23 protein-coding genes are annotated in these 26,802 nt (G+C 68.0%); 5 read left to right on the top strand and 18 right to left on the bottom strand.

Going from position 1 to position 26,802, the window contains the following annotated elements:
• Nucleotides 1-2: 2 nt before the first annotated feature.
• The 4 genes from BLV92_RS16400 to BLV92_RS16385 all read right to left on the bottom strand — a co-directional run bounded on the left by BLV92_RS16400 (nt 3) and on the right by BLV92_RS16385 (nt 3,038).
• A complete protein-coding gene (locus tag BLV92_RS16400) occupies nt 3-521 on the bottom strand; it encodes a YbaK/EbsC family protein (protein WP_090546638.1) in 519 nt (172 codons plus the stop codon).
• Nucleotides 522-573: 52 nt separating this feature from the next.
• The gene (locus BLV92_RS16395; protein ID WP_090546636.1) at nt 574-1,497 is read right to left on the bottom strand and encodes a hydroxymethylglutaryl-CoA lyase; all 924 of its coding nucleotides are present in this window, start codon (nt 1,495-1,497) and stop codon (nt 574-576) included.
• Between the two features lie 97 nt (nt 1,498-1,594).
• Entirely contained in the window at nt 1,595-2,545 is a 951-nt protein-coding gene (locus tag BLV92_RS16390) for a 2-hydroxyacid dehydrogenase (protein WP_090546634.1), read from the bottom strand.
• 46 nt (nt 2,546-2,591) lie between these two features.
• The gene (locus tag BLV92_RS16385) at nt 2,592-3,038 is read right to left on the bottom strand and encodes a VOC family protein (protein WP_166676903.1); all 447 of its coding nucleotides are present in this window, start codon (nt 3,036-3,038) and stop codon (nt 2,592-2,594) included.
• 204 nt (nt 3,039-3,242) lie between these two features.
• On the opposite strand from BLV92_RS16385, the gene BLV92_RS16380 reads away from it, so the two are divergent.
• Nucleotides 3,243-3,845, top strand: a complete 603-nt coding sequence (locus BLV92_RS16380; protein ID WP_090546632.1) for an RBBP9/YdeN family alpha/beta hydrolase — start codon at nt 3,243-3,245, stop codon at nt 3,843-3,845.
• A 68-nt stretch (nt 3,846-3,913) separates the two neighbouring features.
• On the opposite strand, the gene BLV92_RS16375 is transcribed toward BLV92_RS16380, so the two are convergent.
• Together BLV92_RS16375 and BLV92_RS16370 are read right to left on the bottom strand one after the other, a co-directional pair.
• A complete protein-coding gene (locus BLV92_RS16375) occupies nt 3,914-5,161 on the bottom strand; it encodes an acetate/propionate family kinase (protein WP_090546630.1) in 1,248 nt (415 codons plus the stop codon).
• Nucleotides 5,158-6,099 (bottom strand): bifunctional enoyl-CoA hydratase/phosphate acetyltransferase, encoded by a 942-nt coding sequence (locus BLV92_RS16370; protein WP_090546628.1) that lies wholly within the window; start codon nt 6,097-6,099, stop codon nt 5,158-5,160. The genes BLV92_RS16375 and BLV92_RS16370 overlap by 4 nt, the downstream gene beginning before the upstream one ends.
• A gap of 365 nt (nt 6,100-6,464) precedes the next feature.
• On the opposite strand from BLV92_RS16370, the gene BLV92_RS16365 reads away from it, so the two are divergent.
• The 3 genes from BLV92_RS16365 (at nt 6,465) to BLV92_RS16355 (ending at nt 11,145) form a co-directional block, all read left to right on the top strand.
• On the top strand, nt 6,465-8,999 hold the full coding sequence (locus BLV92_RS16365) for a DUF3141 domain-containing protein (RefSeq protein ID WP_244283806.1): 2,535 nt from the start codon (nt 6,465-6,467) through the stop codon (nt 8,997-8,999).
• A 206-nt stretch (nt 9,000-9,205) separates the two neighbouring features.
• Nucleotides 9,206-9,985 carry an enoyl-ACP reductase FabI gene (gene fabI, locus BLV92_RS16360; protein WP_090546624.1) on the top strand — a complete coding sequence of 260 codons (780 nt, stop codon included), beginning with the start codon at nt 9,206-9,208 and terminating at the stop codon, nt 9,983-9,985.
• 137 nt (nt 9,986-10,122) lie between these two features.
• A complete protein-coding gene (locus BLV92_RS16355) occupies nt 10,123-11,145 on the top strand; it encodes a sulfate ABC transporter substrate-binding protein (RefSeq protein WP_090547143.1) in 1,023 nt (340 codons plus the stop codon).
• A 66-nt stretch (nt 11,146-11,211) separates the two neighbouring features.
• Here BLV92_RS16355 and BLV92_RS16350 read toward each other — a convergent pair whose 3' ends face one another.
• The 5 genes from BLV92_RS16350 to argS form a co-directional block, all read right to left on the bottom strand.
• Nucleotides 11,212-12,816, bottom strand: coding sequence for an ABC transporter substrate-binding protein (locus BLV92_RS16350; RefSeq protein WP_090546621.1), 1,605 nt, complete (start codon nt 12,814-12,816; stop codon nt 11,212-11,214).
• Nucleotides 12,817-13,032: 216 nt separating this feature from the next.
• Nucleotides 13,033-13,806: an SDR family oxidoreductase gene (locus BLV92_RS16345; RefSeq protein WP_090546620.1), complete on the bottom strand. Its 774-nt coding sequence runs from the start codon at nt 13,804-13,806 to the stop codon at nt 13,033-13,035.
• Between the two features lie 16 nt (nt 13,807-13,822).
• A complete protein-coding gene (locus BLV92_RS16340) occupies nt 13,823-14,464 on the bottom strand; it encodes a thiol:disulfide interchange protein DsbA/DsbL (protein WP_090546618.1) in 642 nt (213 codons plus the stop codon).
• A gap of 174 nt (nt 14,465-14,638) precedes the next feature.
• Nucleotides 14,639-15,442, bottom strand: a complete 804-nt coding sequence (locus tag BLV92_RS16335) for an SPOR domain-containing protein (RefSeq protein ID WP_090546616.1) — start codon at nt 15,440-15,442, stop codon at nt 14,639-14,641.
• Nucleotides 15,443-15,520: 78 nt separating this feature from the next.
• A complete protein-coding gene (gene argS, locus BLV92_RS16330; protein WP_090546615.1) occupies nt 15,521-17,305 on the bottom strand; it encodes an arginine--tRNA ligase in 1,785 nt (594 codons plus the stop codon).
• Between the two features lie 343 nt (nt 17,306-17,648).
• On the opposite strand from argS, the gene BLV92_RS16325 reads away from it, so the two are divergent.
• Nucleotides 17,649-17,975 (top strand): DUF1840 domain-containing protein, encoded by a 327-nt coding sequence (locus BLV92_RS16325; RefSeq protein WP_090546613.1) that lies wholly within the window; start codon nt 17,649-17,651, stop codon nt 17,973-17,975.
• A gap of 131 nt (nt 17,976-18,106) precedes the next feature.
• On the opposite strand, the gene BLV92_RS16320 is transcribed toward BLV92_RS16325, so the two are convergent.
• The 7 genes from BLV92_RS16320 to BLV92_RS16290 all read right to left on the bottom strand — a co-directional run bounded on the left by BLV92_RS16320 (nt 18,107) and on the right by BLV92_RS16290 (nt 26,673).
• Nucleotides 18,107-18,334: a hypothetical protein gene (locus BLV92_RS16320; protein WP_090546611.1), complete on the bottom strand. Its 228-nt coding sequence runs from the start codon at nt 18,332-18,334 to the stop codon at nt 18,107-18,109.
• Nucleotides 18,335-18,559: 225 nt separating this feature from the next.
• Nucleotides 18,560-21,292, bottom strand: a complete 2,733-nt coding sequence (gene metH / locus BLV92_RS16315) for a methionine synthase (RefSeq protein WP_279587321.1) — start codon at nt 21,290-21,292, stop codon at nt 18,560-18,562.
• Nucleotides 21,293-21,422: 130 nt separating this feature from the next.
• Nucleotides 21,423-22,493: a homocysteine S-methyltransferase family protein gene (locus BLV92_RS16310; RefSeq protein WP_090546607.1), complete on the bottom strand. Its 1,071-nt coding sequence runs from the start codon at nt 22,491-22,493 to the stop codon at nt 21,423-21,425.
• Between the two features lie 189 nt (nt 22,494-22,682).
• Nucleotides 22,683-22,940: a BTH_I0359 family protein gene (locus BLV92_RS16305; protein WP_090546605.1), complete on the bottom strand. Its 258-nt coding sequence runs from the start codon at nt 22,938-22,940 to the stop codon at nt 22,683-22,685.
• A 125-nt stretch (nt 22,941-23,065) separates the two neighbouring features.
• Nucleotides 23,066-23,854: a 3-oxoadipate enol-lactonase gene (gene pcaD, locus BLV92_RS16300; protein ID WP_090546603.1), complete on the bottom strand. Its 789-nt coding sequence runs from the start codon at nt 23,852-23,854 to the stop codon at nt 23,066-23,068.
• Between the two features lie 258 nt (nt 23,855-24,112).
• Entirely contained in the window at nt 24,113-25,510 is a 1,398-nt protein-coding gene (locus BLV92_RS16295; protein WP_090546601.1) for a DUF3108 domain-containing protein, read from the bottom strand.
• Between the two features lie 233 nt (nt 25,511-25,743).
• Complete coding sequence (locus BLV92_RS16290) at nt 25,744-26,673, bottom strand: IclR family transcriptional regulator (RefSeq protein WP_090546599.1); 930 nt, start codon at nt 26,671-26,673, stop codon at nt 25,744-25,746.
• Between the last annotated feature and the right edge of the window lie 129 nt (nt 26,674-26,802).

Genomic DNA, 26,802 nt, shown 5'->3' with positions numbered 1-26,802 from the left:
CGTCACGCGTCCCGCAGCGCGACGTCGACGACCGGCGCGCCGGTCAGCGCGGCCAGTTCCTGCGGCGTCAGGTTGAACACCGCATGCGGATGGCCGGCCGCGGCCCACAGGCTGTCGAGCGCGAACAGGTCCGCGTCGATCAGCGTGACCGGCGTCGTCGCGTGGCCGATCGGGCAGACGCCGCCGATCGCATAACCGGTCTTTTCGCGGACGAACTTCGCGTCCGCGCGGCCGATCTCGCCGACCTGCGCGGCGACCTTGCGTTCGTCGACGCGGTTCGCGCCGCTCGCGATCACGAGCACGGGCGCGTCGTCGTCGCGGCGGCGAAACAGGATCGACTTCGCGATCTGCGCGACGTCGCAGCCGAGTCCGGCCGCCGCTTCGGCGGACGTCTTGCCGGTCTCGGGCAGCATCACGACCGGCTTCGCGTGGCCGCGTTCGCGCAGCAGTTGCGCGACGCGCCGCGCGGCGTCGGGCAGCGCATCGAGGTGATCGGAGGGGGAGAGCGTGGTTTCCGTCATGGGAGTCTTTCCGTCTGGGGCGCGGGCCGCGCGATGCGGCCCGCGGCTTGTGTCATGCGCACGCGGCTTCGTTGCGCGACTTCGCGAGCAGCGCCTTGCCGGCGCGCGAGGCGTTTTGCCGGCCGAGCGCGGTCGAGATGAAATCGCCGGCCGCGACGACCTGGTTCAGATCGACGCCGGTGTCGATGCCGAGGCCGTTCATCAGGTACAGCACGTCCTCGGTCGCGACGTTGCCGGTCGCGCCCTTCGCATACGGGCAGCCGCCGAGCCCCGCGACCGACGCGTGGAAAATCGTGATCCCTTCGAGCAGCGCCGCATAGATGTTCGCGAGCGCCTGGCCGTACGTGTCGTGGAAGTGGCCGGACAGCCGCTCGCGCGGGAACACCCTGGTCACCGCTTCGTACACTTCGCGCGTGCGTTTCGGCGTGCCGACGCCGATCGTGTCCGCGATGTCGATCTCGTCGCAGCCGATGGACGCGAAACGCTCGACCACGTCGACGACCGCCGACACCGGCACATCGCCCTGATACGGACAGCCGAGCGCGCACGACAGGCTGCCGCGAATGCGCAGCCCCTGCTGTTTCGCCGCTTCGGTCACCGGCCGGAAACGCTCGATGCTTTCCGCGATCGAGCAGTTGATGTTCTTCTGCGAGAACGCCTCGCTCGCGGCGCCGAAGATCACGATCTCGTCGGCGCGCGCGGCCAGCGCGCCTTCGAGGCCGCGCAGGTTCGGCGTCAGCACCGAGTAGAGCGTGCCGGGCCGGCGCTCGATGCCGGCCATCACGTCGGCGGCGTCGGCCATCTGCGGCACCCACTTCGGCGACACGAACGAGGTCGTCTCCACGTTCGGAAAACCCGCGGCCGACAGGCGGTTCACGAGTTCGATCTTGGTCGCGGTCGGCACGAAGTCCTTCTCGTTCTGCAGACCGTCGCGGGGACCGACTTCGACGATCTTCACTGCTGCGGGCAATGCCATCTGTTGTCTCCTGCTTTTGCGGGCCGGCGCGAACGATGCGCCGGCTTCCTGATGATTCGCGCGGGGAGCCACGCGGGGGATTCACACGGAACGCGCTTCAATAACCGCGTTCCGTATCGACCACGCCGCTCACGGTTTCGCCGCGCGACAGCGCCGCGATCTTGTCCGCGATCTGCGCGATCGCCTCGTCGCGCAGCGTCAGCGCCGAGCAATGCGGCGTGATCGTGATGCGCGGCTCGCGCCAGAACGGATGCTCCGCCGCGAGCGGCTCGTCGCGGAACACGTCGAGCGTCGCGGCGGACAGCGTGCCGCCGGCCAGCGCGTCGAGCAGATCCCGATCGACGACGTGCGTACCGCGCGCGACGTTCACCAGATACGCGCCGCGTGCGAGCTTCGAGAACGTGCGCGCGTTCAACGCGTCGATCGTGTCCGGCGTCGCGGGCAACAGGTTCACGAGCACCTTCACGCCGTCGAGGAACGCATCGAACTGCGCGCCGTGCAGCTCGCCCGCGTAGGTGTCGATGCCGTCCAGCTGCTTCGCGCTGCGGCTGAAGCCGCGCACCGGCACCCCGAGCGACGCGACCGCGCGCGCGACCTGCGCGCCGAGCACGCCGACGCCGAGCACGCCCACCGTGAACGTGTCGCGCGGATGCGGCGCGAGCCCGTGCCATTCGCGGCGGGCCTGCGCGAGCCCGTATTCGTCGAAGCGCCGCTGATAACGCAGCACCGCGTGCATCACGTACTCGCTCATCTGCTGCGCCATGCCCGAATCTTCGAGCCGGACCAGCGGCGCATCCTTCGGCAGCGTGCCCGGATGCTCGCGCTCCAGCGCGAGAATCGCATCGACGCCCGCGCCGAGGTTGAAGATCGCGCGCAGGCCGGCGCGCGCGGCGAGCAGTTCGCGCGGCGGCTTCCAGACGATCGCGAAGTCGGCCGGCGCGTCGTCGCCGGGTTGCCATTCGCGCAGTTCCGCGCCGGGCAGCGCGAGCGCAAGGCCGTGCAGCCACGCGGATGCGTCGGTCTGCGGCAGATGGAACAGCACCTTCATCGGTTCGCGCCCGCTTCGGAATACGCGACGGCCGGGACCGCGCGCGTCACTTCGCGAACAGGCGGCCGATGTCGGCGAACGCCTTGAATTCGAGCGCGTTGCCGCACGGGTCGAGGAAGAACATCGTCGCCTGTTCGCCGACTTCACCCTTGAAGCGGAGGTGCGGCTCGATGACGAACTTCGTGCCGGCCGTGGTCAGCCGGTCCGCGAGCGCGTGCCAGTCGCTCATCGACAGCACGACGCCGAAGTGGCGCACCGGCACGTCGTCGCCGTCCACCTGGTTCACGCTGCGATGGCCCGCTTCCTGCGGCGCGAGATGCGCGACCAGTTGATGGCCGAAGAAATCGAAATCGACCCATTCGGGCGAACTGCGCCCTTCGGGGCAGCCGAGCAGGCCGCCGTAGAACGCGCGTGCGTTATCGAGGCTCGTGACCGGAAACGCGAGATGGAACGGCTGCAACGGCCGCTGGTTGATGCTCGTAGCCTGCGACATGATCTCCCCCGATGCCGGGTCTGTGGGTGACAAGCCCCCATTCTACTTTTTCGCGACGGCGTGCGCCCGGCTTTCCCCGCTTTCGCGGCAGCCCGCGCCGGGCGGGCGGATCAGAAGCAAAGCAAAAATAATTGGTTCGACGCGCGCGGGGGAGAAGCCACAATGCACGCTCGAATGTCCGCCTTGCAGGAGCGACGAAAGATCATGTTTTCATGCGCTCAATCGCGTTGGCCGCCGAGACTCGTGACCGTGCCGGGCCTGCACGGCAGCGACGGCGCGCATTGGCAAACGTGGCTCGAACGGCAGTTCCCGCGCTCGCTGCGCGTCGAGCAGGACGACTGGGACGCGCCCGATCTTCACGTGTGGAGCAACGCGCTCGCGGACCTGCTCGCGCGCGAACGCGGCCCGTTCCTGCTGGCCGCGCACAGCTTCGGCTGCCTCGTCGCAGCGCATGCGCTGCAGCACGGCGCGACCGGCGCGGACGTCGTCGGCGTGCTGCTCGTCGCGCCCGCGAGCCCGGAAAAATTCCGCTTCGCCGGCGCGCTCGACGCGCGGCGCCTCGCGATGCCGTCGATCCTGATCGGCAGCGAAACCGATCCGTGGATGCCGCTTGGCGGCGCGCGCGAACTCGCGCAGCGTCTCGGCAGCGCATTCGTGAATCTCGGCGACGCCGGACACATCAACACGGCCGCCGGCTTCGGCCCGTGGCCGCGCGCGAAATACTTCGTCGATACGCTCGTGCATTGCGAAGCGCCGCGCCGGCTGCGCGATGCGCAGCCGGATGGCGGCGACGCCGTGTACGTCTGAACTTCGCGTGAAGCAGCGGGCAAATGTGCGTAAAGAGCGGCAAGCGCCGCCGCCCGCGTGCCGAAAACTCACCCCTTGTGCGAGTCGCGCAGAATGCGCGCGGTGTGCAGCGCGATCATCCCTTCCTCGTCGGTCGGGATCGCAAACACCGGCACACGGCTGCCGTGCGCGTCGATCCGCAGCTTGTTCGCCGCGTTCGCGTCGTGATCGACGTCGATGCCGAACAATCCCTTCAGCCGCGCGCACACCGCTTCGCGCACCGGCGCGGCATGCTCGCCGATGCCGCCGGTGAACACGACGCCGTCCAGTCCGCCGAGCGTCACCGCGAGCTTGCCGATGTCCTGCGCAATCCGGTACGTGAAGAACTCGATCGCGAGCTTCGCGCGTTCGCTGTCGCTCGCCAGCAGCTCGCGCATGTCGCTGCTGATGCCGGACAGCCCCTTCAGCCCGGACTCCTGATAAAGCGTCTTTTCGATGTCGTCGCGGCTCATTCCGCGCGCCATCATCCACAGCACCGCGCCCGCGTCGAGCGCGCCGCAACGCGTGCCCATCGGCAGGCCGTCGAGCGCGGTGAGGCCCATCGTCGTCTCGACGCTCTTGCCGTCCTGCATCGCGCACAGGCTCGCGCCGTTGCCGAGATGCGCGACGATCACGCGGCCGCGCGCGATCTCCGGCGCGACCGTATGCAGCCGCCGCGCGATGTACTCGTACGACAGCCCATGAAAGCCGTAACGGTGGATGCCGTTCTCGTAGTAGCTGTACGGCAGCGCGAACAGCTTCGCGAGCACGCCGGCGCGCGCGTGGAACGCGGTGTCGAAGCACGCGACCTGCACCAGATCCGGCGCGGCCGCGCGCACCGCGCGGATCGCCTCCAGGTTGTGCGGCTGGTGCAGCGGCGCGAGCGGCGTCAGCGCGTCGAGTTCCTCGATCACCGCGTCGTCGATCAGCACCGCGTCCGCGTGATGCGCGCCGCCGTGCACGACGCGGTGGCCGATCGCGGCGGGCGGCGTGTCGCGCAGCCCGACCGCGAGCACGAGCCGCAGCAGCCGGAACGCGGCGTCATGGTCGGACACCTGCGCGACCGGAAACGTCTCGTCGACGATCAGCCGGCCGTCCGCCATGTGGGCGACCACGCGCGGCGTCACGCCGATCGCCTCGATCTGGCCGCCCGCGCCGAGAATCGCGCGCGCGCCGCCTTCGGCCTGTGGGTCGTCGACCACGCGATACACCGAGCACTTGATGCTCGACGATCCCGCGTTGACGACGAGGACGACGTGGCCCTCGATCGCCGGAAGCGGATGGGCAAGCGTGCTCACGCGGCCTCCGTGGTCTTGCGCGCGCGCCGCGCATGCGCGAGCAGCACCGCGATCGCGCAACTGCCGATCCGCGAGCGCACGGTGTCCGCGCGGCTCGTCAGGATGATCGGCACGCGCGCGCCGAGCACGATGCCGGCCGCTTCCGCGCCGGCGAGAAAGGTCAGCTGCTTCGCGAGCATGTTGCCCGCTTCGAGGTCGGGCACGAGCAGGATGTCCGGGTCGCCGGCGACCTCCGAGCGGATGCCCTTGATGCGCGCGGCCTCGTGGCTGATCGCGTTGTCGAACGCGAGGGGGCCGTCGAGCAGCGCGCCGGTGATCTGGCCGCGGTCGCTCATCTTGCACAGCGCGGCCGCGTCGATCGTCGACGGGATCTTGTCGGTGACCGTCTCGACCGCGGACAGGATCGCGACCTTCGGCAGCGGAATGCCGAGCGCCTGCACGAGTTCGATCGCGTTGCGCACGATGTCGGCCTTGTCCGCGAGCTTCGGGAAGATGTTCACCGCCGCGTCGGTGATGAAGAGCGGCTTGTGATACGACGGCACGTCCATCGCGAACACGTGCGACAGCCGGCGTTCGGTGCGCAGCCCGTTCGTCGACGACGCCACTTCGTGCAGCAGTTCGTCGGTGTGCAGGCTGCCTTTCATCAGCAGTTCCGCCTCGCCGCTGCGCACCGCGAGCACCGCTTTTTCGGCGGCCGCGTGGCTGTGCGGCGCGTCGACGATCTTCACGCCGTCGAGCGACACGTTCGTTTCGGCGGCGACCGAGCGGATCTTCGCTTCCGGGCCGACGAGGATCGGCACGATCAGTCCGAGGCTCGCCGCATCGAGCGCGCCGCTCAGCGACGAAGCGTCGCATGGATGCGCGACGGCGGTGGGAATCGCCGGGAATCCGGCGCAGCGCTGAAGCAGCGCAGAGTACTTGTCAGGCGATGAAGTCATGAACGTCTCCGTGCTGCACGGGCGGTTTCCCGCGGCGCGCTGCGTTGCTGCAGCGCAAGGCGGACCTCAGTGTAAATCAGGGTTCCGGATCGCTGTGCGGTATCTGTCCTTGTTTTTTAGCAGATGCGGCGGAGTGCCGCGTGCGGCGTCATGCATCGTTCATGTTGTCGCGCGATCCTGCCCTTTGCCGGACGCTTGACTTTGACCGGCACGCTTTCTAAATTGAGATACCGCGGTGCAGCATGGCGCTGCGTGACGACGCGTCGCCGGTGCGCGCTCGCCGCGAGCGGGCCGCTCGCTCGCGATGCGGTCTGCCGCTATCCGATCCCGCATTCCGGCGCTCCCTTATCGAGGAGAAACGTGTCGTGGCAGTTTCCGCTCCCGCATTTCCTTCCGTCGCCGCGCCGCCAACCGTGCCCGCGGCGCTCCAGCCCCTGACCGATTACCTGTTCGACGCGTGGCAGCGCAGCGTGCTGTTTCTCGACGTGCTGCGCGAACGCGGCAACGAGACTTACCTGCACGAGAAGGCCGGCATGCCGCCGGTGCTCACCTTTCCTTACGAAGTCGTCGTGGACGGCCGCGAACTCGACGACCCGGCGAATTACGCGCTGCTGCGCATCCTGCCGGCCGACGATGCGCCGACCGATCCGCGGATGCGCCCGTTCGTCGTGATCGACCCGCGCGCGGGCCACGGCCCCGGCATCGCGGGTTTCAAGATGGACAGCGAGATCGGCGTCGCGCTCCGCAAGGGGCACCCGTGTTATTTCGTGACGTTCTTCCCGGTGCCGTGCGAGACGCAGACGATCCAGTCGGTTGCGCGCGCCGAGGCCGCGTTCCTGCGCAAGGTGCGCGAACTGCATCCGGACGCGGACGGCCTGCCGTTCGTGATCGGCAACTGCCAGGGCGGCTGGGCCGCCGCGCTGCTCGCCGCGTCCGCGCCGGAACTCGTCGGCCCGCTGATGCTCGCGGGCTCGCCGCTGTCGTACTGGGCCGGTGTGCGCGGCAAGAATCCGATGCGCTATTCGGGCGGCATGCTCGGCGGGTCGTGGGTCGCGTCGCTCGCGTCGGACCTGGGCGACGGCCACTTCGACGGCGCGTACCTCGTGCAGAACTTCGAGAGCCTGAACCCGGCGAATACGCTGTGGGGCAAGCTGTACAACCTGTACGCGAAGGTCGACACGGAGCGCGATCGCTTCCTCGAATTCGAACGCTGGTGGGGCGGCCACTTCCAGTTGAACCGCGCGGAAATCGACTGGATCGTGCAGAACCTGTTCGTCGGCAATCATCTGACGCGCAACGAGGTGTACGCGAAGAACGCGCGCGCGCCGGTCGATCTGCGCAACATCCGCACGCCGATCATCGTGCTCGCGTCGTGGGGCGACAACATCACGCCGCCGCAGCAGGCGCTGAACTGGATTCCGGACCTGTACGCGAGCGTCGACGAGATCATCGCGAACGAGCAGGTGATCGTCTATTGCCTGCACGACAAGGTCGGGCACCTCGGGATCTTCGTGTCGTCGAGCGTCGCGAACCGCGAGCATACCGAACTGTTCTCGGCGCTCGACCTGATCGACGTGCTGCCGCCGGGCCTGTACGAAGCGAAGATCACCGACACGACGCCGGAGGCGGGGCGGCTCGAAGCCCTCGAAGGGCGTTATGAGATCCGCTTCGAGCGGCGCACGACCGACGACATCCTCGCGCTGGACGACGGCCGCACCGATGAGCAGCCGTTCGAAGTCGTGCGGCGTTTCGCGGAGAACAACCAGCGGTTGTACGACCTGTTCGTGTCGCCGTTCGTGCGGGCGTCGAGCAACGCGTTTTCCGCGCATCTGCTGCGCGAGACGCATCCGTCGCGCGTCGAGCGCAGCGTGCTGAGCGACGCGAACCCGGCGCTCGCGGTGCTGCCGGCCGTCGCGGACACGGTGCGCAGCCATCGCCGGCCGGTCGCGGCGGACAATCCGTTCGTGCTGCTGGAAAAGCAGATGTCGGCGACCATCGAGTCGGTGCTCGACAGCTATCGCGACACGCGCGACGCGTGGGTCGAAAGCACGTTCTACAACGTGTATTCGGCGCCTTGGGTGCAGGCGCTCGTCGGCGTCGTGCCGAACACGCCGCTCAATCCGACCGCGCCGCCGCTGATGGAACTGCGCAAGGAACTGGCGACGCTGCGGCTCAAGGCGGCGCGCGAGAATCTCGCGAAGGGCAGCCTCGTCGATGCGTTCATGCGGATCGTTGCGTATCTCGCGGACGAAATGCACACGGTGCAGTACCGGCCGTTCCAGCGGATGCGCGAACTCGCGCGGCAATACCTCGGCGACAATCAGCCGACGGTCGCGGAACTGAAGGCCGCCGCGCGCCGCCAGGGCTTCATCGTGCAGCTCGATCCGAAGGCCGCGATCGAGGCGCTGCCGGAACTCGTGCCGGACGTCGCGACGCGGCGCGCGCTGCTCGTCGCCGTGTATCGCGTGTTCACGGTGAACGGGCCGCTCGACGGCGAACGGCGCGCGCGCTTCCGCGAGGTCGAGCAGGTGTTCGGCGTGGAGACGGGTGCCGGGAAGCCCGCTTTGCCCGCGCCAGTCGCAACGGTTGCGCCGAAGTTCGAAGCGCCGGCGCCGCAGGCCGCGGCGCCCGTGCACGACAAAGCGGTGACGGCGGAAGTTGCGGTGCCGATCGTCGAGCACGAAGCGCAGCCGGCTGGCGCGGCGGTTGGCGCGAAGTCGTCGGTGAAGCCGAAGGCGAAGGCCGCCGCCGGCGCCGGGTCGAAACCGGCAGCCGGCGCAAAGACCGCCGCGAAAGCGGTGAAGACGACGAAGCGCGTGCGGCCCGCATCCGGGTCTCCGGCGCGCGCGGCGGCGTCGCCGGTCGGGCGGCGGCGGGTGACGCGGGCCGCCGGCGAATAAGCGCGGCCTGAGCGCAGCACCGATCGGCGGACCTTGCGCGGCGTGTTCCGTCCCGCGTCGCAAGGTCCGCCGATCCGCCATCCTCCGGGTACCGCTTTCGTATTGTTTCCGCGCGCGCGTTTTCGCTGCGGCACGCGCGGCAAACTGCATCGTCGGCGTCACGTCATCGACGTCACCGCATCGGCGTCCTATCAGCGAGGTCTGTCATGTCGTCCACTCCCCAACTGCCGCTCGCCGGCATGCATGCGCTCGTGACCGGCGTCGCGAACGCGGACTCGATCGCGTACGGCTGCGCGCGCGCGTTCCGCGACCTCGGCGCGCGGCTCGCGCTCACCTACCTGAACGACAAGGCGAAAGCCTACGTCGAGCCGCTCGCGGCCGAACTCGGCGCGGACCTGCTGCTGCCGCTGAACGTCGAAAGCGACGAGCAGCTCGACGCGGTGTTCGCGTCGCTGCGCGACACGTGGGGCGGGCTCGACATCGCGCTGCATTCGATCGCGTTCGCGCCGAAGATCGATCTTCAGGGCGGCCTGCTCGATTCGTCCGCGCAGGGTTTCGCCTATGCGATGGACGTGTCGTGCCACTCGTTCATCCGGATGGCGAAGCGGGCGGCGCCGCTGATGCGCGACGGCGGCACGCTGTTCGCGATGAGCTACGACGGCGCGAACCGTGTGGTGCCGAGCTACAACCTGATGGGTCCGGTGAAGGCCGCGCTCGAATCCGCGTGCCGCTACCTCGCGTACGAACTCGGGCCGCGCGGAATCCGCGTGCATGCGATCTCGCCGGGGCCGCTGAAGACGCGCGCGGCGTCCGGCCTGCCGGACTTCGACCGGATGCTCGCGGAAGCGGTGGACCGCGCGCCGCTCGGCGAACTGGTCGACATCATGGACGTCGGCTATGCGACCGCGTACCTCGCGACGCCGTACGCGCGCCGGATGAGCGGCAACACCGTGTACATCGACGGCGGCGCGCACATCATGGCGTGACCCGCCTATAGCTCGAATCCTGATAAGCAAAGCCGCTTCGCGCATAAGCGATGCGGGCGACCCCGCTAGAATCGTGGGTCGGCGGCGCGCCGCATGCGGCGGCCGGCGACGCCTTTCAACAACAGACGGGGAACACCATGGCAGTTTCGGGACGCGTATCGCGCTGGCTCGGCGCAGGACTCATCGCAGCTTCGGCGACCTTCGCGGCCGGCAATGCCGCCGCCGACACGTCGCTGCTCAACGTGTCGTACGACGTGACGCGCGAGCTGTACAAGGACATCAACACGGCGTTCATCGAGCAGTACAAGCAGAAGACCGGCGAGACCGTGTCGATCCGCCAGTCGCACGGCGCGTCGAGCGCGCAGGCGCTGTCGGTGCTGCAAGGGTTGCAGGCCGACGTCGTGACGATGAACCAGCCGAACGACATCGACCTGCTCGCGGAGCGCGGCCAACTGGTGCCGGCGGACTGGCGCAAGCGGCTGCCGTACGACAGCGCGCCGTACACGACGACGATGGTGTTCCTCGTGCGCAAGGGCAACCCGAAGCACATCAACGACTGGAGCGATCTCGTGAAGCCGGGCATCCAGGTCGTGATCGCGAATCCGAAGACGTCCGGCAACGGCCGTTATGCGTATCTGGCCGCCTGGGGCTACCGCAAGCAGCAGGGCGCAACCGATGCGCAGGCGTTCGACTTCGCGAAGGCGCTGCTGCACAACGTGCCGGTGCTCGACGCGGGCGGCCGCGGCGCGACGACCACGTTCACGCAGCGCGGCATCGGCGACGTGCTGGTCACGTTCGAGAACGAGGTCGGCCTGATCCGCAGCGGCGTCGGCGCGAACGACTTCGAGGCGGTGTATCCGTCGGTGAGCCTGCTCGCGGAGCCGCCGGTGTCGATCGTCGACAAGGTGGTCGACAAGCGCGGCACCCGCAAGGTCGCGCAGGCGTATCTGGACTACCTGTACACGCCGGCCGCGCAGGAGATCATCGCGCAGCACCATCTGCGGCCGCGCGACGCCGCGGTGCTCGCGAAACACGCGGACGAGTTCAAGCCGCTGAAGACCTTCACTGTCGAGCAGGTGTTCGGCAGCTGGCAGAAGGCGCAGCAGACGCACTTCTCGGACGGCGGCACGTACGACCAGATCGTCGCGGGCCTCAAGTAAAAAAGGCGCTTCGGAAAACCGAAGCGCCTTTTTCGTTGCGGGCGGCGGCGGGCTTACTGCACGCGTTTATTGCACCGACACGCCCGCGAAGTTCTGCCGTCCGAACGGACTCACCTGATAACCGCCGACGTTCGCACGCGTGATCGCGGCGGCAACCGGGTAACCGAGCGGAATCCACAGCGCCTGATCGTGGATGATCTTCTGCGCGGCTTCATACGCCTTCGTGCGTTTCGCGATGTCCGGCGTTGCCTTGCCGTCCGCGATCAGCTTGTCTAACTGTGTGTCGCAGAAGCGCGCGAAGTTGATCCCCGACTGCACCGCGTTGCAGCTGAAGAGCGGCGACAGATAGTTGTCCGGGTCGCCGTTGTCGCCGGCCCAGCCCATGAACAGCGTGTCGTGCTGGCCCTGCTTCGCCTCCTTGATGAGTTCGCCCCATTCGATCACCTTGATGTCCGCCTTCACGCCGATCTTCGCGAAGTCGGCCTGCAGCAGTTCCGCGCCCGCGCGCGGGTTCGGGTTCAGCACGCTGCCGTTCGGCCGCACCCAGATCGTCGTCGCGAAACCGTTCGGGAAACCGGCCGACGCGAGCAGTTGTTTCGCCTTCGCGACGTCGTACGGATACGGCTGGATCGAATGGTTGTAGCCCCACGTGATCGGCGGCCACGGGTTCGTCGCGGGCGTCGCGGTGTTGTCGAATACCGTTTTCAGATACGTCGTGCGATCGAACGCCATGTTCAGTGCCTGACGCACCTTAGGGTTGTCGAGCGGCTTCTTCTGCGTGTTCAGCGCGACGAACGCGGTCATGAACGCGGGCGTTTGCACGACCCTCAGCGCGCTGTCGCCCTTCGCGGCCGCGACGTCCTGCGGCTTCGGTGACAGCGCGATCTGGCATTCGCCGGCCTTCACCTTCTGCGCGCGCACCGCAGCGTCCGGCGTGATCGCGTAGATCAGCCGGTCGACCTTCGGCTTCGGCCCCCAGTACGACGGGTTCACGTCGTAGCGGATCACTGCGTCCTTCGTGTAGCTCTTCAGCACGAACGGGCCGGTGCCGACCGGCTGCGCGTTCAGGTCCGTCGGCTTGCCGGCCTTCAGCAACTGGTCTGCGTATTCGGCCGGGTAGATCGACGCGAAACCCATCGTCAGGATCGACAGGAACGTCGCATTCGGCTCGCTCAGCACGAACTTCACCGTATGGTCGTCGACCTTCGAGACGGACTTGATCAGCTTCGGCAGCCCCATCGACTGCGCGTGCGGGAAGCCGCTCGCGCCGGTCACCTTGTGCCACGGATTGTCCGGGTCGAGCATCCGCGCGAACGTGAACACGACGTCGTCCGCGTCGAACGGGCGCGTCGGCTTGAACCACGCGGTCGTCTGGAACGGCACGTTCGGGCGCAGATGGAACGTGTACGTGAGGCCGTCCGCGCTCACGTCCCACTTGTCGGCGAGCGACGGTACGACCTTTTTAGCGGCCTCGTCGTACGCGACGAGCGAATTGAAGATCACGTCGGCGGACGCGTTCGTCGTCACGAGCGAGTTGAACTGCACGACGTCGAAGCCGTCCGGGCTCGACTCGGTGCAGACCGTCAGCGGTTTCGCGAGCGCGGGTGCGGCGGCGACGGCGAGCGCGGCCGCGAGCGCGGCGGGTGCGATGGCGGACAGCGTGAAGCGCATGGGATCTCCGTTTATCTGCGGTGGCGGGCCGTGGCGGCACGGTTCGCCGCGATTGCCTCGGTCGTGTCGGCGCGCCTCTGCGAAAGCGCGTCGCGATTCGGCCCCGGTCGCCGCAAGCTTAATCGAACGGACATTGTCGCGACAACCGACGAATCCGCATAAGCGCATTCGTTAGCGGCTTGAGCGCGGGGACGATGGCCACAGAGGGGCTTACGGTTATTGCCCGGCCGCGCGCGGCTTGCGCGGCGCGTTCTCGAATGCGCGGTCGTACAGCCAGCGCGGCAGCACCCGCAGCAGCGCGGCGGCGATCCGCATCGGCCACGGGAATACCGCGAACGCGCGGCCCTGCGCGATCGCGTCCGCGCTCTTCGCGGCGAAGCGCTCGACGTCCATCAGGAACGGCATCGGATACGGGTTGCGCGCGGTCATCGGCGTGCGGATGTAGCCGGGCGCGATCGTGACGACCTTCACGCCGGCCGGCCGCATCTCGACGCGCAGCGATTCGAGGTACGCGAGCGCCGCGGCCTTCGACGCGCTGTACGCGCCGGAGCCGGGCAGCCCGCGCACGCCGGCGACGCTCGCGATGCCGACCAGCGTGCCGCGGCGCGCGTCGCGCATCGCGGCCGCGAACGGCTCGAACGTCGCGACCATGCCGAAGTAGTTGGTGTCCATCACGTCGCGGAACGCGCCGAGGTCGCCTTCGCCGGTGACGACGCCGCGGCTCACGCCCGCGTTCGCGATCACGACGTCGGGCTGCCCGTGCGCCGCGACGAACTGCTGCGCCGCATGCGCGAGCGCAGCCGCGTCGCGCACGTCGGCCGGATAGATCGAGATGGAACAGTCGGGATGGGATTGCCGGAAGTCGGCGAGGGCGTCGGCGCGGCGCGCGACGAGCCCGAGAATCGCGCCGCGCCGCGCGTATTCGGCCGCGAGCGCGCGGCCGATCCCGCTCGACGCGCCGGTGATGAAGACCTTCAACGGTTCGCTCATGCCGGCGCGTCGGGGCTTACATCTTCTTTGCGCGAACCTGCGCGACCAGATAGTCGAGCACCTGGATCGCGCCCGGCAGGCTGTTCGTCGATGCCGGGCCGGTCAGGTACTTGCCCTGCACCGCGAGCGTCGGCACGCCGTCGATCTGGTAGTTCTGGAGCAGTTGCTGGTCGCGCTTCAGCGCGCTCTGCGTCGAGAACGAGTTGTACGCTTCCATGTACTTCTTCGGATCGACGCCCTGGGTCGCGAGGAACTTCGCCTGGTCTTCCGGCGTGAGCAGGTAGTTCTTGTTCACGTGGATCTCGTGGAACACCACCGGCGTCAGCTTCTGCGCGAGGCCGAGCGCGTCGAGCGCATAGAACATCTTCGAGTGCGGGATGAAGTCGTCGCGGAACGCAACCGGCACGCGCCTGAACACGACGTCCGGCTCCTGCTTCTTGATCCACGCTTCGAGGAACGGGTTGAATTCGTTGCAGTGCGGACAGCCGTACCAGAAGAATTCGATCACTTCGATCTTGCCGGGCGGCACGTCGACCGGCTGCGGCGTCTTCAGGACCGTGTAGTCCTTGTTGGCGACCGGCGCGGCGGGCGAGGCCTGCGCACCGCCGGCGGCGATCAGCGAAAAGGAAAGCAATAGCGAACCGAGGAGTCTTTTCATGTCGTGTAACCCACGTTGACGTGCATCGGCGGGCAATCGCCCGCCGCTCGTTGACGGCGCGGTCTGCCGACGCGATACGCGCCGGGCGGGCCGTTCCGACAGTCGGTGCTGCGTTGTACCGGCTTCGCCGCGAGGCCGGCCGCCGAAGCGGCCGGATGCGGCAGCGGGAGCGTGTTACTGCTTCGTAAAGCGGATCACCGCAGTATCGACGCCCGCATCGGACAGCCGCTGACGCGTGGAGTTCATGTCCTCGAACTTCGCGAACGGTCCGATGCGCACACGATAATACGTGACACCGCCCGCATCGCGCTGGGTGACCTTCGATTCGAAGCCCTGGAACGCGAGCCGCGCGCGCTGCTGCTCGGCGTCGGCGGACGTCTTGTACGCGCCGACCTGCAGGAAGTAGCCGGTGTTCGCGTCGCCGGGCGCGGGCGCCGCCTGCGCAGGCTTCGACGGCGGGTTGTTGGCGAGCGCCTGTGCCGGCGCGCTGGCGGCCGGTTGCGGCTTCTTCGCGGCCGTGCCGGTATCGCCGCTGGACGGCTTCGGCGCGACCGCGACGCCGTTCGCCGCGCCGGGAGCGGGCGCGACGCCCGCGCTTGCGCCGGCCGGCGGCACTTCGACGATCTGCGGCTCGTCGAGCATGCCCGACGATTGCGACTGCGCGGTGGACTGGCCGGGCGCGGTGTTCGGCGGCGTCGGCTGCGCGGCCTGCGGCACCGGCTGGCCGGGCGACTTGCCTTGCAGCACGCGGTTCGGATCGTATTGCTGGGACTGGCTTGCGCCGTTGTCCGGCGCGGCGGCGGGCGGCGCGACCTTCGACACGAACGGCGTCGGCGCGCGCGTGATGTAGAGCGCCACCACCACCGCGATCGCCAGGCCGACGATCAGGCCCAGCACGATGCCCAGAAAGGTTCCCCCGGACTGCTTCGACTGTTTTGTAGTGCGGCGCGGTTTTGCCATCGTCTGAATCACCTGCAAACAAGAGAATCGTGGAAGGGCCGGCCGCGGCGCGCGGGCGGCCCCAAACATGTCGCTCCGGATAGGCCGGCGGGCGCGTTACATCCGCTCGGGCGCGGATACGCCGATCATCGCGAGGCCGTTGGCGAGCACCTGGCGCGTTGCCGCGAGCAGCGCGACGCGCGCGTCGCGCTCGGCCGCGTCGTCCACGAGAACGCGTTCGGCATTGTAGAACGAGTGAAACTCCGCGGCGAGTTCACGCAGGTAGAACGCAACCGCGTGCGGCGCGAGTTCGTCGGCCGCGTGCGCGAGCATGTCCGGGAATTCGCCGAGCTTCGCGATCAGCGCGAGCGCGCGTTCGCTCGCGAGCGGCGCGAGGTCCACGCCGGGCAGCGCGGCTTCGTCGCCCTGATGGCGCGACTTCCATTCGGCGATCACCGACGAGATGCGGGCATGCGCGTACTGCACGTAGTACACCGGGTTCTCGTCGTTCTGCTTCAGCGCGAGGTCGATGTCGAACACGAACTCCGTGTCGGCCTTGCGGGAAATCAGGAAGAAGCGGACCGCATCGCGGCCGCGGCGGATGGTCGCCTCGTCGATCGCGCCCGACGCGGTTTCGCTGTCCGGCGTCGCGCCGCCCGACCATTCGATCAGGTCGCGCACGGTCACATAGCTGCCCGCGCGCTTCGAGATCTTCACTTCCTGGCCGTCGCGCATCACCGTGACCATCTTGTGCAGCACGTAGTCGGGGTAGCCCTTCGGGATGCCGATGCCGAGGCATTGCAGGCCCGCGCGCACGCGCGCGATCGTGCCGTGGTGGTCCGAGCCCTGCACGTTGATCACCTTCGTGAAGCCGCGCTCCCACTTCGTCACGTGGTATGCGACGTCCGGCACGAAGTACGTGTAGGTGCCGTCGGACTTGCGCATCACGCGGTCCTTGTCGTCGTCGTAGTCGGTCGTCTTGAGCCACAGCGCGCCGTCCTGCTCGTAGGTCGCGCCGGCCGCGACGAGCGCGTCGACGGTCTTCTGCACGCGGCCTTCGCGATACAGCGACGACTCCAGGTAGTACTGGTCGAACTTCACGCCGAACGCCTGCAGGTCGAGATCCTGCTCGTGGCGCAGATACGCGACCGCGAAACGGCGGATCGCGTCGAGATCCTCGGGGTCGCCCGCGCCCTTGACCGGCTCGCCGTCCTTCGCGGCGACCGTCGCGCCCGCGAGGTAGTCGCGCGCGATGTCCGCGATGTATTCGCCGTTGTACGCGGCCTCGGGCCAGTTCGCGTCGCCGGGCTTCAGGCCGCGCGCGCGCGCCTGGGTGGAGACCGCGAGGTTCTGGATCTGCACGCCCGCGTCGTTGTAGTAGAACTCGCGGTGCACCGCATAACCCTGCGACGCGAGCACGTTCGACAGCGCGTCGCCGAGCGTGGCCTGGCGGCCGTGGCCGACGTGCAGCGGGCCGGTCGGATTCGCGGACACGAACTCGACCAGCACGCGCTTGCCGGCTTCGCGCTGCGAGCGGCCGAACGCTTCGCGCGCGGCGAACACTTCGCCGACGACCGCGCGCTTCGCGGCGGCCGCGATGCGCAGGTTGATGAAGCCGGGGCCGGCTACTTCGGCCGACTCGATCAGGCCGGTTGCGCCGGGCTGCGCGACCAGCGCATCGACGATCTGCTGCGCGAGCTGGCGCGGATTCGCGCGCAGCGGTTTCGCGAGCTGCATCGCAACGTTGCACGCGACGTCGCCGTGCGCGGCGACCTTGGGCCGCTCCAGCGTGATCGGCGGAGCGACGAACGCGGCATCGGCCGCGCCTTCGGCGGCCTTCGCAACGTGTGCGACGGCGCCGGCGATCAGGGTCTCCAGGGTGTGTTTCTGTGCGGGCAGCATGCTGATTGCAGGTCCTGTGCGGGTAATCGGGGAAGGGCCGGCGCGGCGTGGCCGGCTCCATCGAACAAGCGGTGAGGGACGGGCGCCGCGCCCGGCCGGAGCGGGGCTCTCGCGCGCGTCGCCGCAGGCGGCCGGGCGTCCCCAGCGGGTTCCGGCAGGTTCCGGCGCCCGCGGGTAATTCCGTCCAGACGGATTTTAGCAGGTGCTAATATGTGTAACGGTATGCCCGGCGGCGGCCGGACGCGCGGCAGTGGCCGCGCCTGTCGGACCGGCGGGGCCACTCGCCGCGTTGCCGCGCTCGCGGGATGCGACGCGACAGCGACATAAACAAAAGGGAGCAGACATGCTGGTCACTTTCAAATGCCATGCGTCGCCGGACGTGACGATGCTGGAGAATCTCGCGCAATACCTGCTCGGCATCATCGGCAAGCGGCTCGGCCCGCGCGGTGTAATCACCCACGACGAACTCGATGCCGCGATCGCCAAACTCGAAGCCGCGATCGCGACCGACAAGCAGGAGCGCGCGGAACACGAGGGCCATTTCCACGACGGCGAGGACGGCCACGAGCCGCACGAAGTGCCGGTCGGCCTCGCGCAGCGCGCATATCCGTTCCTCGACATGCTGCGCGCGGCACGCAAGGAGCAGAGCGATATCGTGTGGGGGCTGTGAGCGCGCGCGCCGCGATGAGGCTCCGGGTCACGTATCCGGACGCACGATGAAAAAGAGCCCGCCTGCCGCGGGCTCTTTGCTTTTGTGCCTTTCGCGCGCGAGAAAACGGCGCGGGCGGCGGCCGTCGCGTGTTACTGGCTGGCCGGCGCGGCCGCGTCGGGCGCCGAGGCGGCCTTTTTCTTCTTCCACCAGTGCTTCTTCGTGGTTTTCGCGGCCTTCGGCTTCTTCACGTGCTTGACGGTCGGCGCCGAATACGACGTTGCCGCGCTCGATTCCTGCGGCGCGGCGGTCTGCGCGAACGATGGCTGCGCGAGCACCGCGATGCCGGTCGCTGCCAGCATCAACACCAGCTTTTTCATGGGGTTTTCTCCGTTGACGGTTGCTGCTTTTAAGGATGTGCTGACGAACCGCCGGGGCGGCTGGACGCGCCGTGCCGCACCCGGCTCAGGGTATTGCCGGATGAGCTTACACAGCCGAAAAATAGCGCGCGCGAAATATTCAGGCTAGCAATCCGGATATGTCGGTCCGGTGCAACGGCCGGCGCGGCGGAGCGCCGCGGGCCGTGGCGCGCCCCGGCTGGCGGGTTACAGCAGCGGCGCGAGCGCGCGGCGCGCGTCGTCGTCGGAGAGCGCCATCCGGCGCGCGTAGTCCGCCAGTTGGTCCGCGCCGATCTTGCCGACCGAGAAATAGCGGCTGTCCGGATGCGCGAGATAGAAACCCGACACGCTCGCGGCCGGCAGCATCGCAAGCGATTCGGTCACGCTCATGCCAATCTCGCCGGCCTGCAGGAACTCGAACATGTCGCGCTTCACGAGGTGGTCCGGGCACGCCGGGTAGCCGGGCGCCGGGCGGATGCCGCGATACTTCTCCGCGATCAGCGCGTCGTTGGCGAGCGTTTCGTCGGCCGCGTAGCCCCACAGATCGCGGCGCACGCGCGCGTGCATCGCCTCGGCGAACGCTTCCGCGAAGCGGTCCGCGAGCGCCTTCAGCATGATCGCGCTGTAGTCGTCGTGATCCTTCTCGAACTGCGCTTCCTTCACGTCGACGCCGATGCCGGCCGTCACCGCGAACATGCCGATGTAGTCGGCGACGCCCGAGTCCTTCGGCGCGATGAAGTCCGCGAGCGAGCGGTTCGGCCGCATCACGCCGTCGACGACCGGGCGCTCGCTTTGCTGCCGCAGGTTGCGCCACGTGAACGCGACTTCGCTGCGCGACTCGTCGGTGTAGATCTCGATGTCGTCGTCGTTGACGGTGTTCGCCGGCAGCAGCGCGATCACGCCGTTCGCGGTCAGCCAGCGGCCCTGGATCAGCCGCGCGAGCATCGACTTCGCGTCGGAGAACACCTTGCGCGCCGACTCGCCGACGATCTCGTCGTTGAGGATCGCCGGATACGGGCCGGCGAGATCCCACGTCTGGAAGAACGGACCCCAGTCGATGTAGTTCGCGAGTTCGCTCAGGTCGTAGTTGCGGAACACGCGGCGGCCGATGAACTTCGGCTTCGTCGGCGCGTAGTTCGCCCAGTCGGGTTTCGCCTTGTTCGCGCGCGCCTGCGCCAGCGTGACGAGCGGCTGCGCCTTGCGGTTCGCGTGCTGGTCGCGGATGCGCTCGTAGTCGGCCTTCAGCTCGTCCAGATACTTCGCCGCGCCTTCGTCGGACAGCAGGTTCGACGCGACCGACACCGAGCGCGACGCGTCCGGCACGTAGACGACCGGGCCTTCGTAGTGCGGCGCGATCTTCACCGCGGTATGCACGCGCGACGTGGTTGCGCCGCCGATCAGCAGCGGAATCTTCTTCACGCGGAAGTAGTCGTCGCGCTGCATCTCGGACGCGACGTAGGCCATTTCTTCGAGGCTCGGCGTGATGAGGCCGGACAGCCCGACGATGTCCGCGCCCTCGACCTTCGCTTTTGCGAGGATCTCGTTGCACGGGACCATCACGCCCATGTTGACCACTTCGAAGTTGTTGCACTGGAGCACGACGGACACGATGTTCTTGCCGATGTCGTGCACGTCGCCCTTCACGGTCGCGATCACGATCTTGCCTTTCGCGCGCACGTCGCCGCCCGCTTCCGCGAGCCGCTTCTTTTCTTCCTCGATGAACGGGATCAGGTGCGCGACCGCCTGCTTCATCACGCGCGCGGACTTCACCACTTGCGGCAGGAACATCTTGCCCTGGCCGAACAGGTCGCCGACGACGTTCATGCCGTCCATCAGCGGGCCTTCGATCACGTTGATCGGCCGGCCGCCGCCGCCCATGATCTTCGCGCGCGCTTCTTCCGTGTCGTCGACGATGAACGTCGTGATGCCGTGCACGAGCGCATGCGCGAGCCGCTGCTCGACCGGCTGGTTGCGCCATTCGAGGTTCTCTTCCTTCTTCGCGGCGCCGGTCTTGAACCTGTCCGCGATTTCGAGCAGCCGGTCGGTTCCGTCCGGACGGCGGTTCAGCACGACGTCCTCGACGCGCTCGCGCAGTTCCGGATCGAGGTCCGCGTACACGCCGAGCTGGCCCGCGTTCACGATGCCCATGTCCATGCCGGCCTGGATCGCGTGATACAGGAACACCGTGTGGATCGCCTCGCGCACCGGATCGTTGCCGCGGAACGAGAACGACACGTTCGACACGCCGCCGCTCACCTTGGCATAGGGCAGGTTCTGCTTGATCCAGCGCGTCGCTTCGATGAAATCGACCGCGTAGTTGTTGTGCTCCTCGATGCCGGTCGCGACCGCGAAGATGTTCGGGTCGAAGATGATGTCCTCGGGCGGGAAGCCGACTTCGTTCACGAGGATGTCGTACGAACGCTTGCAGATCTGCGTCTTGCGCTCGAAGGTGTCCGCCTGGCCCTGCTCGTCGAACGCCATCACGACCGACGCCGCGCCGTAGCGGCGGATCAGCGTCGCGTGATGGACGAACTGCTCCTTGCCTTCCTTCAGCGAGATCGAGTTCACGATCGCCTTGCCCTGCACGCATTGCAGGCCGGCCTCGATCACGTCCCACTTCGACGAGTCGATCATGATCGGCACGCGCGCAATGTCCGGCTCCGATGCGATCAGATTCAGGAAGCGCACCATCGCCGCCTTCGAATCGAGCATCGCCTCGTCCATGTTGATGTCGATGACCTGCGCGCCGTTCTCGACCTGCTGGCGGGCGACCACGAGCGCGTCGTCGAACTGGCCGTTCAGGATCATTCGCGCGAACGCTTTCGAGCCGGTCACGTTGGTCCGTTCGCCGACGTTGATGAACAGCGTGTTTTCGTTGACGTTGAACGGTTCGAGGCCGGAAAGTCGCAGGGTATGGTCAGTCATGGCGTGGGACCGGATCTTGGATGGTTCGCGGGCTTCACTGTTGCCCGGGTTGGTCGCCGCGCGGCGCGGGGGGCGTCGCGCGGCTCCGCTCGTTCGTTCTCGTTGCTGGCTTGTACTGTACTTGCCTGGCGGCGGCCGGCGCGGGTCAGGCCGCGTCGCGATACTGGCCGGGCCAGCGGCGCGGCTTCACTTCGGCGAGCGCTTTCGCGATCGCCGCGATGTGCTCGGGCGTCGTGCCGCAGCAGCCGCCCGCGATGTTCACGAGGCCGGCGGTCGCGAACTCCTTCAACAGCCCGGACGTGTCGGCCGGCGTTTCGTCGAAGCCGGTGTCGCTCATCGGGTTCGGCAGGCCGGCGTTCGGGTAGCACGACACATAGGTGTCGCACAGCTTCGACAGCTCGGCGATGTACGGGCGCATCAGCGCCGCGCCGAGCGCGCAGTTCAGGCCGAACGTGAGCGGCCTTGCGTGGCGCAGCGAATTCCAGAACGCCTCGACCGTCTGCCCGGACAGGATGCGGCCGGACGCGTCGGTGACGGTGCCGGATATCATGATCGGCAGCAGTTCGCCGGTGTCCTCGAACAACTGGTCGAGCGCGAACAGCGCGGCCTTCGCGTTCAGCGTGTCGAAGATCGTTTCGACGAGGAACAGGTCCGCGCCGCCGTCGAGCAGCGCCTTCGCCTGCTGATAGTACGCGGCGCGCAGTTCGTCGAACGTGACGTTGCGCGCGCCCGGGTCGTTCACGTCCGGCGAAATGCTCGCGGTTTTCGGCGTCGGCCCGATCGCGCCGGCGACGAAGCGCGGCTTGTCCGGCGTCGAATAGCGCTCGCACGCGGCGCGCGCGAGTTTCGCGGACGCGACGTTCATTTCGTCGACGAGGGCTTCCATCCCGTAGTCGGCCTGCGCGACCGTCGTCGCGCCGAACGTGTTGGTCTCGATGATGTCCGCGCCGGCCGCGAGATACTGGTCGTGAATTTCGCCGATGATCTGCGGCTGCGTGATCGACAGCAGTTCGTTGTTGCCCTTCACGTCGCGCGGGAAATCCTTGAAGCGCTCGCCGCGATATGCGGCTTCGTCGAGCTTGTAGCGCTGGATCATCGTGCCCATCGCGCCGTCGAGGATCAGGATGCGCGACGCGAGGAGCGCGGGAAGCGCGGCGCCGCGCGTATAGGCGCGGGCGGGGGCAGCGGAAGCGTCGAAAGCGGCGGACTGGTTCATGGCGGACGGCGGCGAAAGGCCGGCTGGTCGGGGAAACCCGTTATTGTAGCCGTTGCCGCGGCGGTGCGCCGCGCGGGGCGCGGTCGCCGGACAAGGCCGGGGGGCGCGGAGCGGACCCGCCAAAAACAAACCCCATCCGGCAGGCCGGATGGGGTTTCGGAGAGTGCGGGTGTCGTCTGCGCAGATCAGTCAGTGCAGAACGACCGGGTGCTGCATCAGGCTGTCGAACTGGCCGAGGAACTCGTCCACTTCGTCGAGCGACTGCTCCGTGTCCATCAGCTTCTGTACGTCCTCGCGAAAGCGTGCCGCCATCGCGCCGTCGATGAAGAGTTCTCGCCGCGCGTTCTTGTCCACGATTTCGTATCCGCCGGACTTCATCGCAACATGGCCGTCCTGCGGGGGAAACTCAACAACGCAATAGTTGGGGCTGTTGTAGATCATCTGCATGGCGACACTCCTTTTTCCTGTGCTCCCTTTGGCATCCTTCGATCCCTACGTGGAGCGTTCATGACGGAATTCAAGGGGTGGACCCGATCACCTCTCTCTTTCTGCGTACCGGCACTCGCAGGTGGTTAGACCCGCGGATGCAGAAACGTTTCAAGCAGCGCTGCGAAGCGGTGCGCCTCTTCGACCGGGGCCAGATGTGCGGCGTCGAGCATTTCGAATTGCGCGCCGCCTATCGCATCGGCAAGCGCCTTCGTCGCCGCAGGCGGCGTGCCGGTGTCGTGGCGGCCCGCCACGGCGAGCGTGCGGACGCGAAGATCGCGAAGCGCTTCGTGCGCATCGAACTCGCGCAGCGCATCGCATGCCATCGCGTAGCCTTCCGAAGAAGTCCGTAATAAAACGTCACAAATTTGTTCGACCGCTTCCGGGTGACGATGCCGGAAATCGGCGGTGAGCCAGCGGTCGAGCGTGGCGTCCGCGATCGCCGCGATGCCGTCGCGCCGTACCATGGCTGCGCGCTGCTCCCACATCGGACGCGCGTCCTGTGGCGTGCGGCTCGCGGTGTCCGCGAGCGTCAGCGACGCGACCCGCGACGGACGATCGAGCGCGAACCGCTGCGCGATCATGCCGCCCATCGACAGCCCGACCAGATGCGTGTTCGTTGCGCCGAGCGCGTCGAGCAGCGTGTTCAGGTCGGCCGCGAGATCCGCGATCGAGAACGGATTCGGCGACACCGCGGTCGAGCCGTGGCCGCGCACGTCGTAGCGCATCACCGTGTACTGATGGCGGAAATGGCCGGCGAGCTGATCCCAGACCGACAGGTCGCCGCCGAGTTGATGCACGAACGTGAGCCATGGGCCGCCGCTTTCGTCGTCGAGCACGTAGCGGGTGTCGATGCCGTTGACAGTCACTTGCATGAGGTTTCCTCCTTCGCGTTGAGTGGCGGGAGTGAGGCCAGTTGCCAGGTGCTGCTGGGTAGGGCATCCCGAGGCGAGCAAGCGGCGCGCCTCGATGGTCGGTCATAGCGGAAAGGGTCGCGCGGATCGTTTTCGTCGGTTGTTCGTTGTCGTCGTGCGCGGTGCGGCAGGGTGTTTCCGGAAGTATGCGCCGGTCCGCGATTTCGTGCGTTTCGCGCGGGGGCGTGAGTGATCGTGCGGGCGGTCGCGGACGGCCAGTCAGGGTTTCGCGGGCGCAGGAGCGGCGGTATCGTCGGGCTGCGGAATGCTGGGCGCGGCGTTTGCTGCGGCGTTTGCTGCATTGCCGGCCGGTGCGGCTAAGCCGTTATTCGGTGACGGTGGTTGAGGCGTGGAAGGGCCTGCGGGTTCCGCTGGCGCGGTTGCAATGCCGCTGCCCGCGTTTCCGGCCGCGTCGGACGCGGGCGCGGCGGAATTCGCGTTGCCGGTCTCCGGCGCGACGGCTCCGTCTTTAGCGGACGATGCAGGCACTGTCAGCGGCCCGCGCCATACGAGTTCGACCTGCGTGCCGTTCGGTTCCGTCTGCACGAGCCGCACCGGCAGCCAGCCGAGCGACGGTGCGAGCCACACGTCGATGCGGCGGCGGTCGCCCTCATGACGCGGCAGCCGCATGAAGTGCCGCGCGTCCACGAAACCCTGATCGGTGCTCACCGATTCGTCGCCGATCGTCGTGATCGGCCAGGTTTCTCCGCTGTCATTGTCCGCAACGAAGAACTCGCGCGTGACGCCCGGCTTGTATGCGTCAGGATCGCCGCGCACGAGGCTCGCAAGCTGCATCACCATGCTGAAGCGGTCCTGCGCGCCGTCCGGCAGCGCGAGCGAATTCGGCGTGCGCGTGAACACGATCTGCCGGCCGTCGCGATTGAACACGGTGACGTCTTCGGGCCGGCGTCCGCGCTTCTCGACGTACTGGTCCGGCGCGAGACCGAACGCGTCGACGCGCCCGCGACTGGTCCAGCTAAACGTGCCGACGAACGGCAGCGGCACCGACACGACCATCTCGTAGTGCTGGCCGTCGCTCGACCAGTGAATCGTGCCCGGCTGGTTGCGCATGCCGTTGTAGAACGTGTCGTATTGCAGGTCGCCGGACGGCGGCACCGAGAACTTCACGCCATGCGACGCGGGGCCGGGCGGTGCGGACGGCGTGTTGCCCGTGCCGCCCTTGCCCGTGGTTTGCGCGTTGCCGTTACCCGACGCGGCGGGCGCTGAGGCGGCCGATGCCGGTTCGGCCGCGGCAGGCTCGCTCGATGCGGCTTGCGCGGATACCTTCGGTTGAGGTTCGTGCGCGATGGCCGTCAACGCATGTCGTCGCTCTTCGGGATGCTTCGGCGTTTCCGCATGACGCGCGGTTCGCGCCGCGGCGGCCGGCGGCGACGCGCTGCGTTCGATCTGCTGCGGCTTCAGCAGCGCGACCTGCACCGGCACGTGGGTCGGGGTCGTCGGTTGCGGCATGTCGCGATGCCGTTCGATCCACTGCGCGGCCAGCCAGTGCAGCGCCGTCACCGCGACGAACACCGCCGCCCAGCGCGACGCGCTGAAGCGTCGCGAGCGGGGAGTCGAAGTGCGCGTGGCGCGCGAAGGGGAAGCGGACGACGACATCGAAACAGAATGTAAGTGGGCGGCGAATTTTCGACGGTTGGGCGGATAGGGACGCGTGCCGGACCATCATTGTCCCGCGTCGGCCGATGGTTACGCGGTAGCCCGGACAGAACCGCGAAGCCGGTTCGACCGCTCTGAGCGCATCCGTGTTCCATGGCGCCGACGCGATCAGGCTTTTCACCCGCGCCGGTCAGCACCGGCATTCGCGGAGAAAGCCGCGCATCCGCGTTCACTCAATCGCGCGACGCAGGGCAGTACCCCAATTCGTACGACAGCTTGCCCGCGCAGTCGCGCAGCGCCGTATCGATCTCGCCGTTCCAGCGAATGTCGAACGCGCCTTCATGCCCGAGCGCGATTAGCCCGAGCGCGAGGTCGCCGGTCGAATCGAACACCGGCGTGCAGAACGCGTGAATCGTCGGCAGCAGCATCCCTTCGACGCGCGCCGCGCCATGCTCGCGCACTTCCGCGAGCGTGCGCTCCAGTTCGTCGGCGCTGCGCGGCGTCGTGCCGGCCAACGACCGCCGCGCGTCGCGCAGTTCGCGTTCGATCATCGGCCCGGTCTTGCTGCGCGGCAGATACGCGGCGAACAGCAGGCCGGTTGCGGAACCGAGCATCGGCATCACGTCGCCGAGCTTCAGCGCCGCCTTCGCCGGATGACTCGACTCCATCCAGTGCACGACCGTCGGCCCCTGGTTGCCCCACACCGCGATGCCGACCGTCACGTCGAGCGTGTCGCGCAATTCTGCGAGCGCGATGCGCGCGAGCTTCACGCCGTCGACGCGCGCGAGCCGCGCGAGCCCCATCTGCAGCGCGAATCCCCCCAGTTCGTAGCGGCCGGACAGCGGGTCCTGCGCGACCACGCCGAGCCGCAGGAAACTCACCAGATAACGATGCGCCTTCGCCGGGCTCATGCCGGCGCGCTGCGCGAGGTCGCGCAGCATCATCGCGCGCGGCTCGTTCGTCAGCACGTCGAGCAGCCGGAAGCCGACCTCGATCGACTGGATGCCGGAGCGCAGCTTCTCTTCGCCGCCATCGACGGCGTCAGGTGCGTCGGCCGCATCGGCGGCTTCGTCGGCATGCGGGTCGGCGAGCCACTGGCCGTCGGAGTCGGACTGCGCGGTCCGGGCGGCGCGCGGCGAGGCGGAGCGGGTGGATGGCGGCATGGAATACGTTCGTTTGAGTCCGCGGCGGCGGCCGTCGCCAGCGGTTGCAGGCGACGGCACGCAGCCGCGATCGGGACGGCGCCGTCGTGCAAAGCCTGGGCGGCGCCGATTCACCATCGTAGAATACAT

The sequence above is a fragment of the Paraburkholderia caballeronis genome (assembly GCF_900104845.1).
GTDB lineage: Bacteria > Pseudomonadota > Gammaproteobacteria > Burkholderiales > Burkholderiaceae > Paraburkholderia > Paraburkholderia caballeronis.
This window is presented reverse-complemented; position numbering and strand designations above follow the sequence as displayed.

What these genes read in the sequence shown, in the direction of transcription:
- BLV92_RS16400 (WP_090546638.1), bottom strand. Translation starts at nt 521, where the DNA reads ATGACGGAAACCACGCTCTCCCCCTCCGATCACCTCGATGCGCTGCCC.
- BLV92_RS16395 (WP_090546636.1), bottom strand. Translation starts at nt 1,497, where the DNA reads ATGGCATTGCCCGCAGCAGTGAAGATCGTCGAAGTCGGTCCCCGCGAC.
- BLV92_RS16390 (WP_090546634.1), bottom strand. Translation starts at nt 2,545, where the DNA reads ATGAAGGTGCTGTTCCATCTGCCGCAGACCGACGCATCCGCGTGGCTG.
- BLV92_RS16385 (WP_166676903.1), bottom strand. Translation starts at nt 3,038, where the DNA reads ATGTCGCAGGCTACGAGCATCAACCAGCGGCCGTTGCAGCCGTTCCAT.
- BLV92_RS16380 (WP_090546632.1), top strand. Translation starts at nt 3,243, where the DNA reads ATGTTTTCATGCGCTCAATCGCGTTGGCCGCCGAGACTCGTGACCGTG.
- BLV92_RS16370 (WP_090546628.1), bottom strand. Translation starts at nt 6,099, where the DNA reads ATGACTTCATCGCCTGACAAGTACTCTGCGCTGCTTCAGCGCTGCGCC.
- fabI (WP_090546624.1), top strand. Translation starts at nt 9,206, where the DNA reads ATGTCGTCCACTCCCCAACTGCCGCTCGCCGGCATGCATGCGCTCGTG.
- BLV92_RS16355 (WP_090547143.1), top strand. Translation starts at nt 10,123, where the DNA reads ATGGCAGTTTCGGGACGCGTATCGCGCTGGCTCGGCGCAGGACTCATC.
- BLV92_RS16350 (WP_090546621.1), bottom strand. Translation starts at nt 12,816, where the DNA reads ATGCGCTTCACGCTGTCCGCCATCGCACCCGCCGCGCTCGCGGCCGCG.
- BLV92_RS16345 (WP_090546620.1), bottom strand. Translation starts at nt 13,806, where the DNA reads ATGAGCGAACCGTTGAAGGTCTTCATCACCGGCGCGTCGAGCGGGATC.
- BLV92_RS16340 (WP_090546618.1), bottom strand. Translation starts at nt 14,464, where the DNA reads ATGAAAAGACTCCTCGGTTCGCTATTGCTTTCCTTTTCGCTGATCGCC.
- argS (WP_090546615.1), bottom strand. Translation starts at nt 17,305, where the DNA reads ATGCTGCCCGCACAGAAACACACCCTGGAGACCCTGATCGCCGGCGCC.
- BLV92_RS16325 (WP_090546613.1), top strand. Translation starts at nt 17,649, where the DNA reads ATGCTGGTCACTTTCAAATGCCATGCGTCGCCGGACGTGACGATGCTG.
- BLV92_RS16320 (WP_090546611.1), bottom strand. Translation starts at nt 18,334, where the DNA reads ATGAAAAAGCTGGTGTTGATGCTGGCAGCGACCGGCATCGCGGTGCTC.
- BLV92_RS16310 (WP_090546607.1), bottom strand. Translation starts at nt 22,493, where the DNA reads ATGAACCAGTCCGCCGCTTTCGACGCTTCCGCTGCCCCCGCCCGCGCC.
- BLV92_RS16305 (WP_090546605.1), bottom strand. Translation starts at nt 22,940, where the DNA reads ATGCAGATGATCTACAACAGCCCCAACTATTGCGTTGTTGAGTTTCCC.
- pcaD (WP_090546603.1), bottom strand. Translation starts at nt 23,854, where the DNA reads ATGCAAGTGACTGTCAACGGCATCGACACCCGCTACGTGCTCGACGAC.
- BLV92_RS16295 (WP_090546601.1), bottom strand. Translation starts at nt 25,510, where the DNA reads ATGTCGTCGTCCGCTTCCCCTTCGCGCGCCACGCGCACTTCGACTCCC.
- BLV92_RS16290 (WP_090546599.1), bottom strand. Translation starts at nt 26,673, where the DNA reads ATGCCGCCATCCACCCGCTCCGCCTCGCCGCGCGCCGCCCGGACCGCG.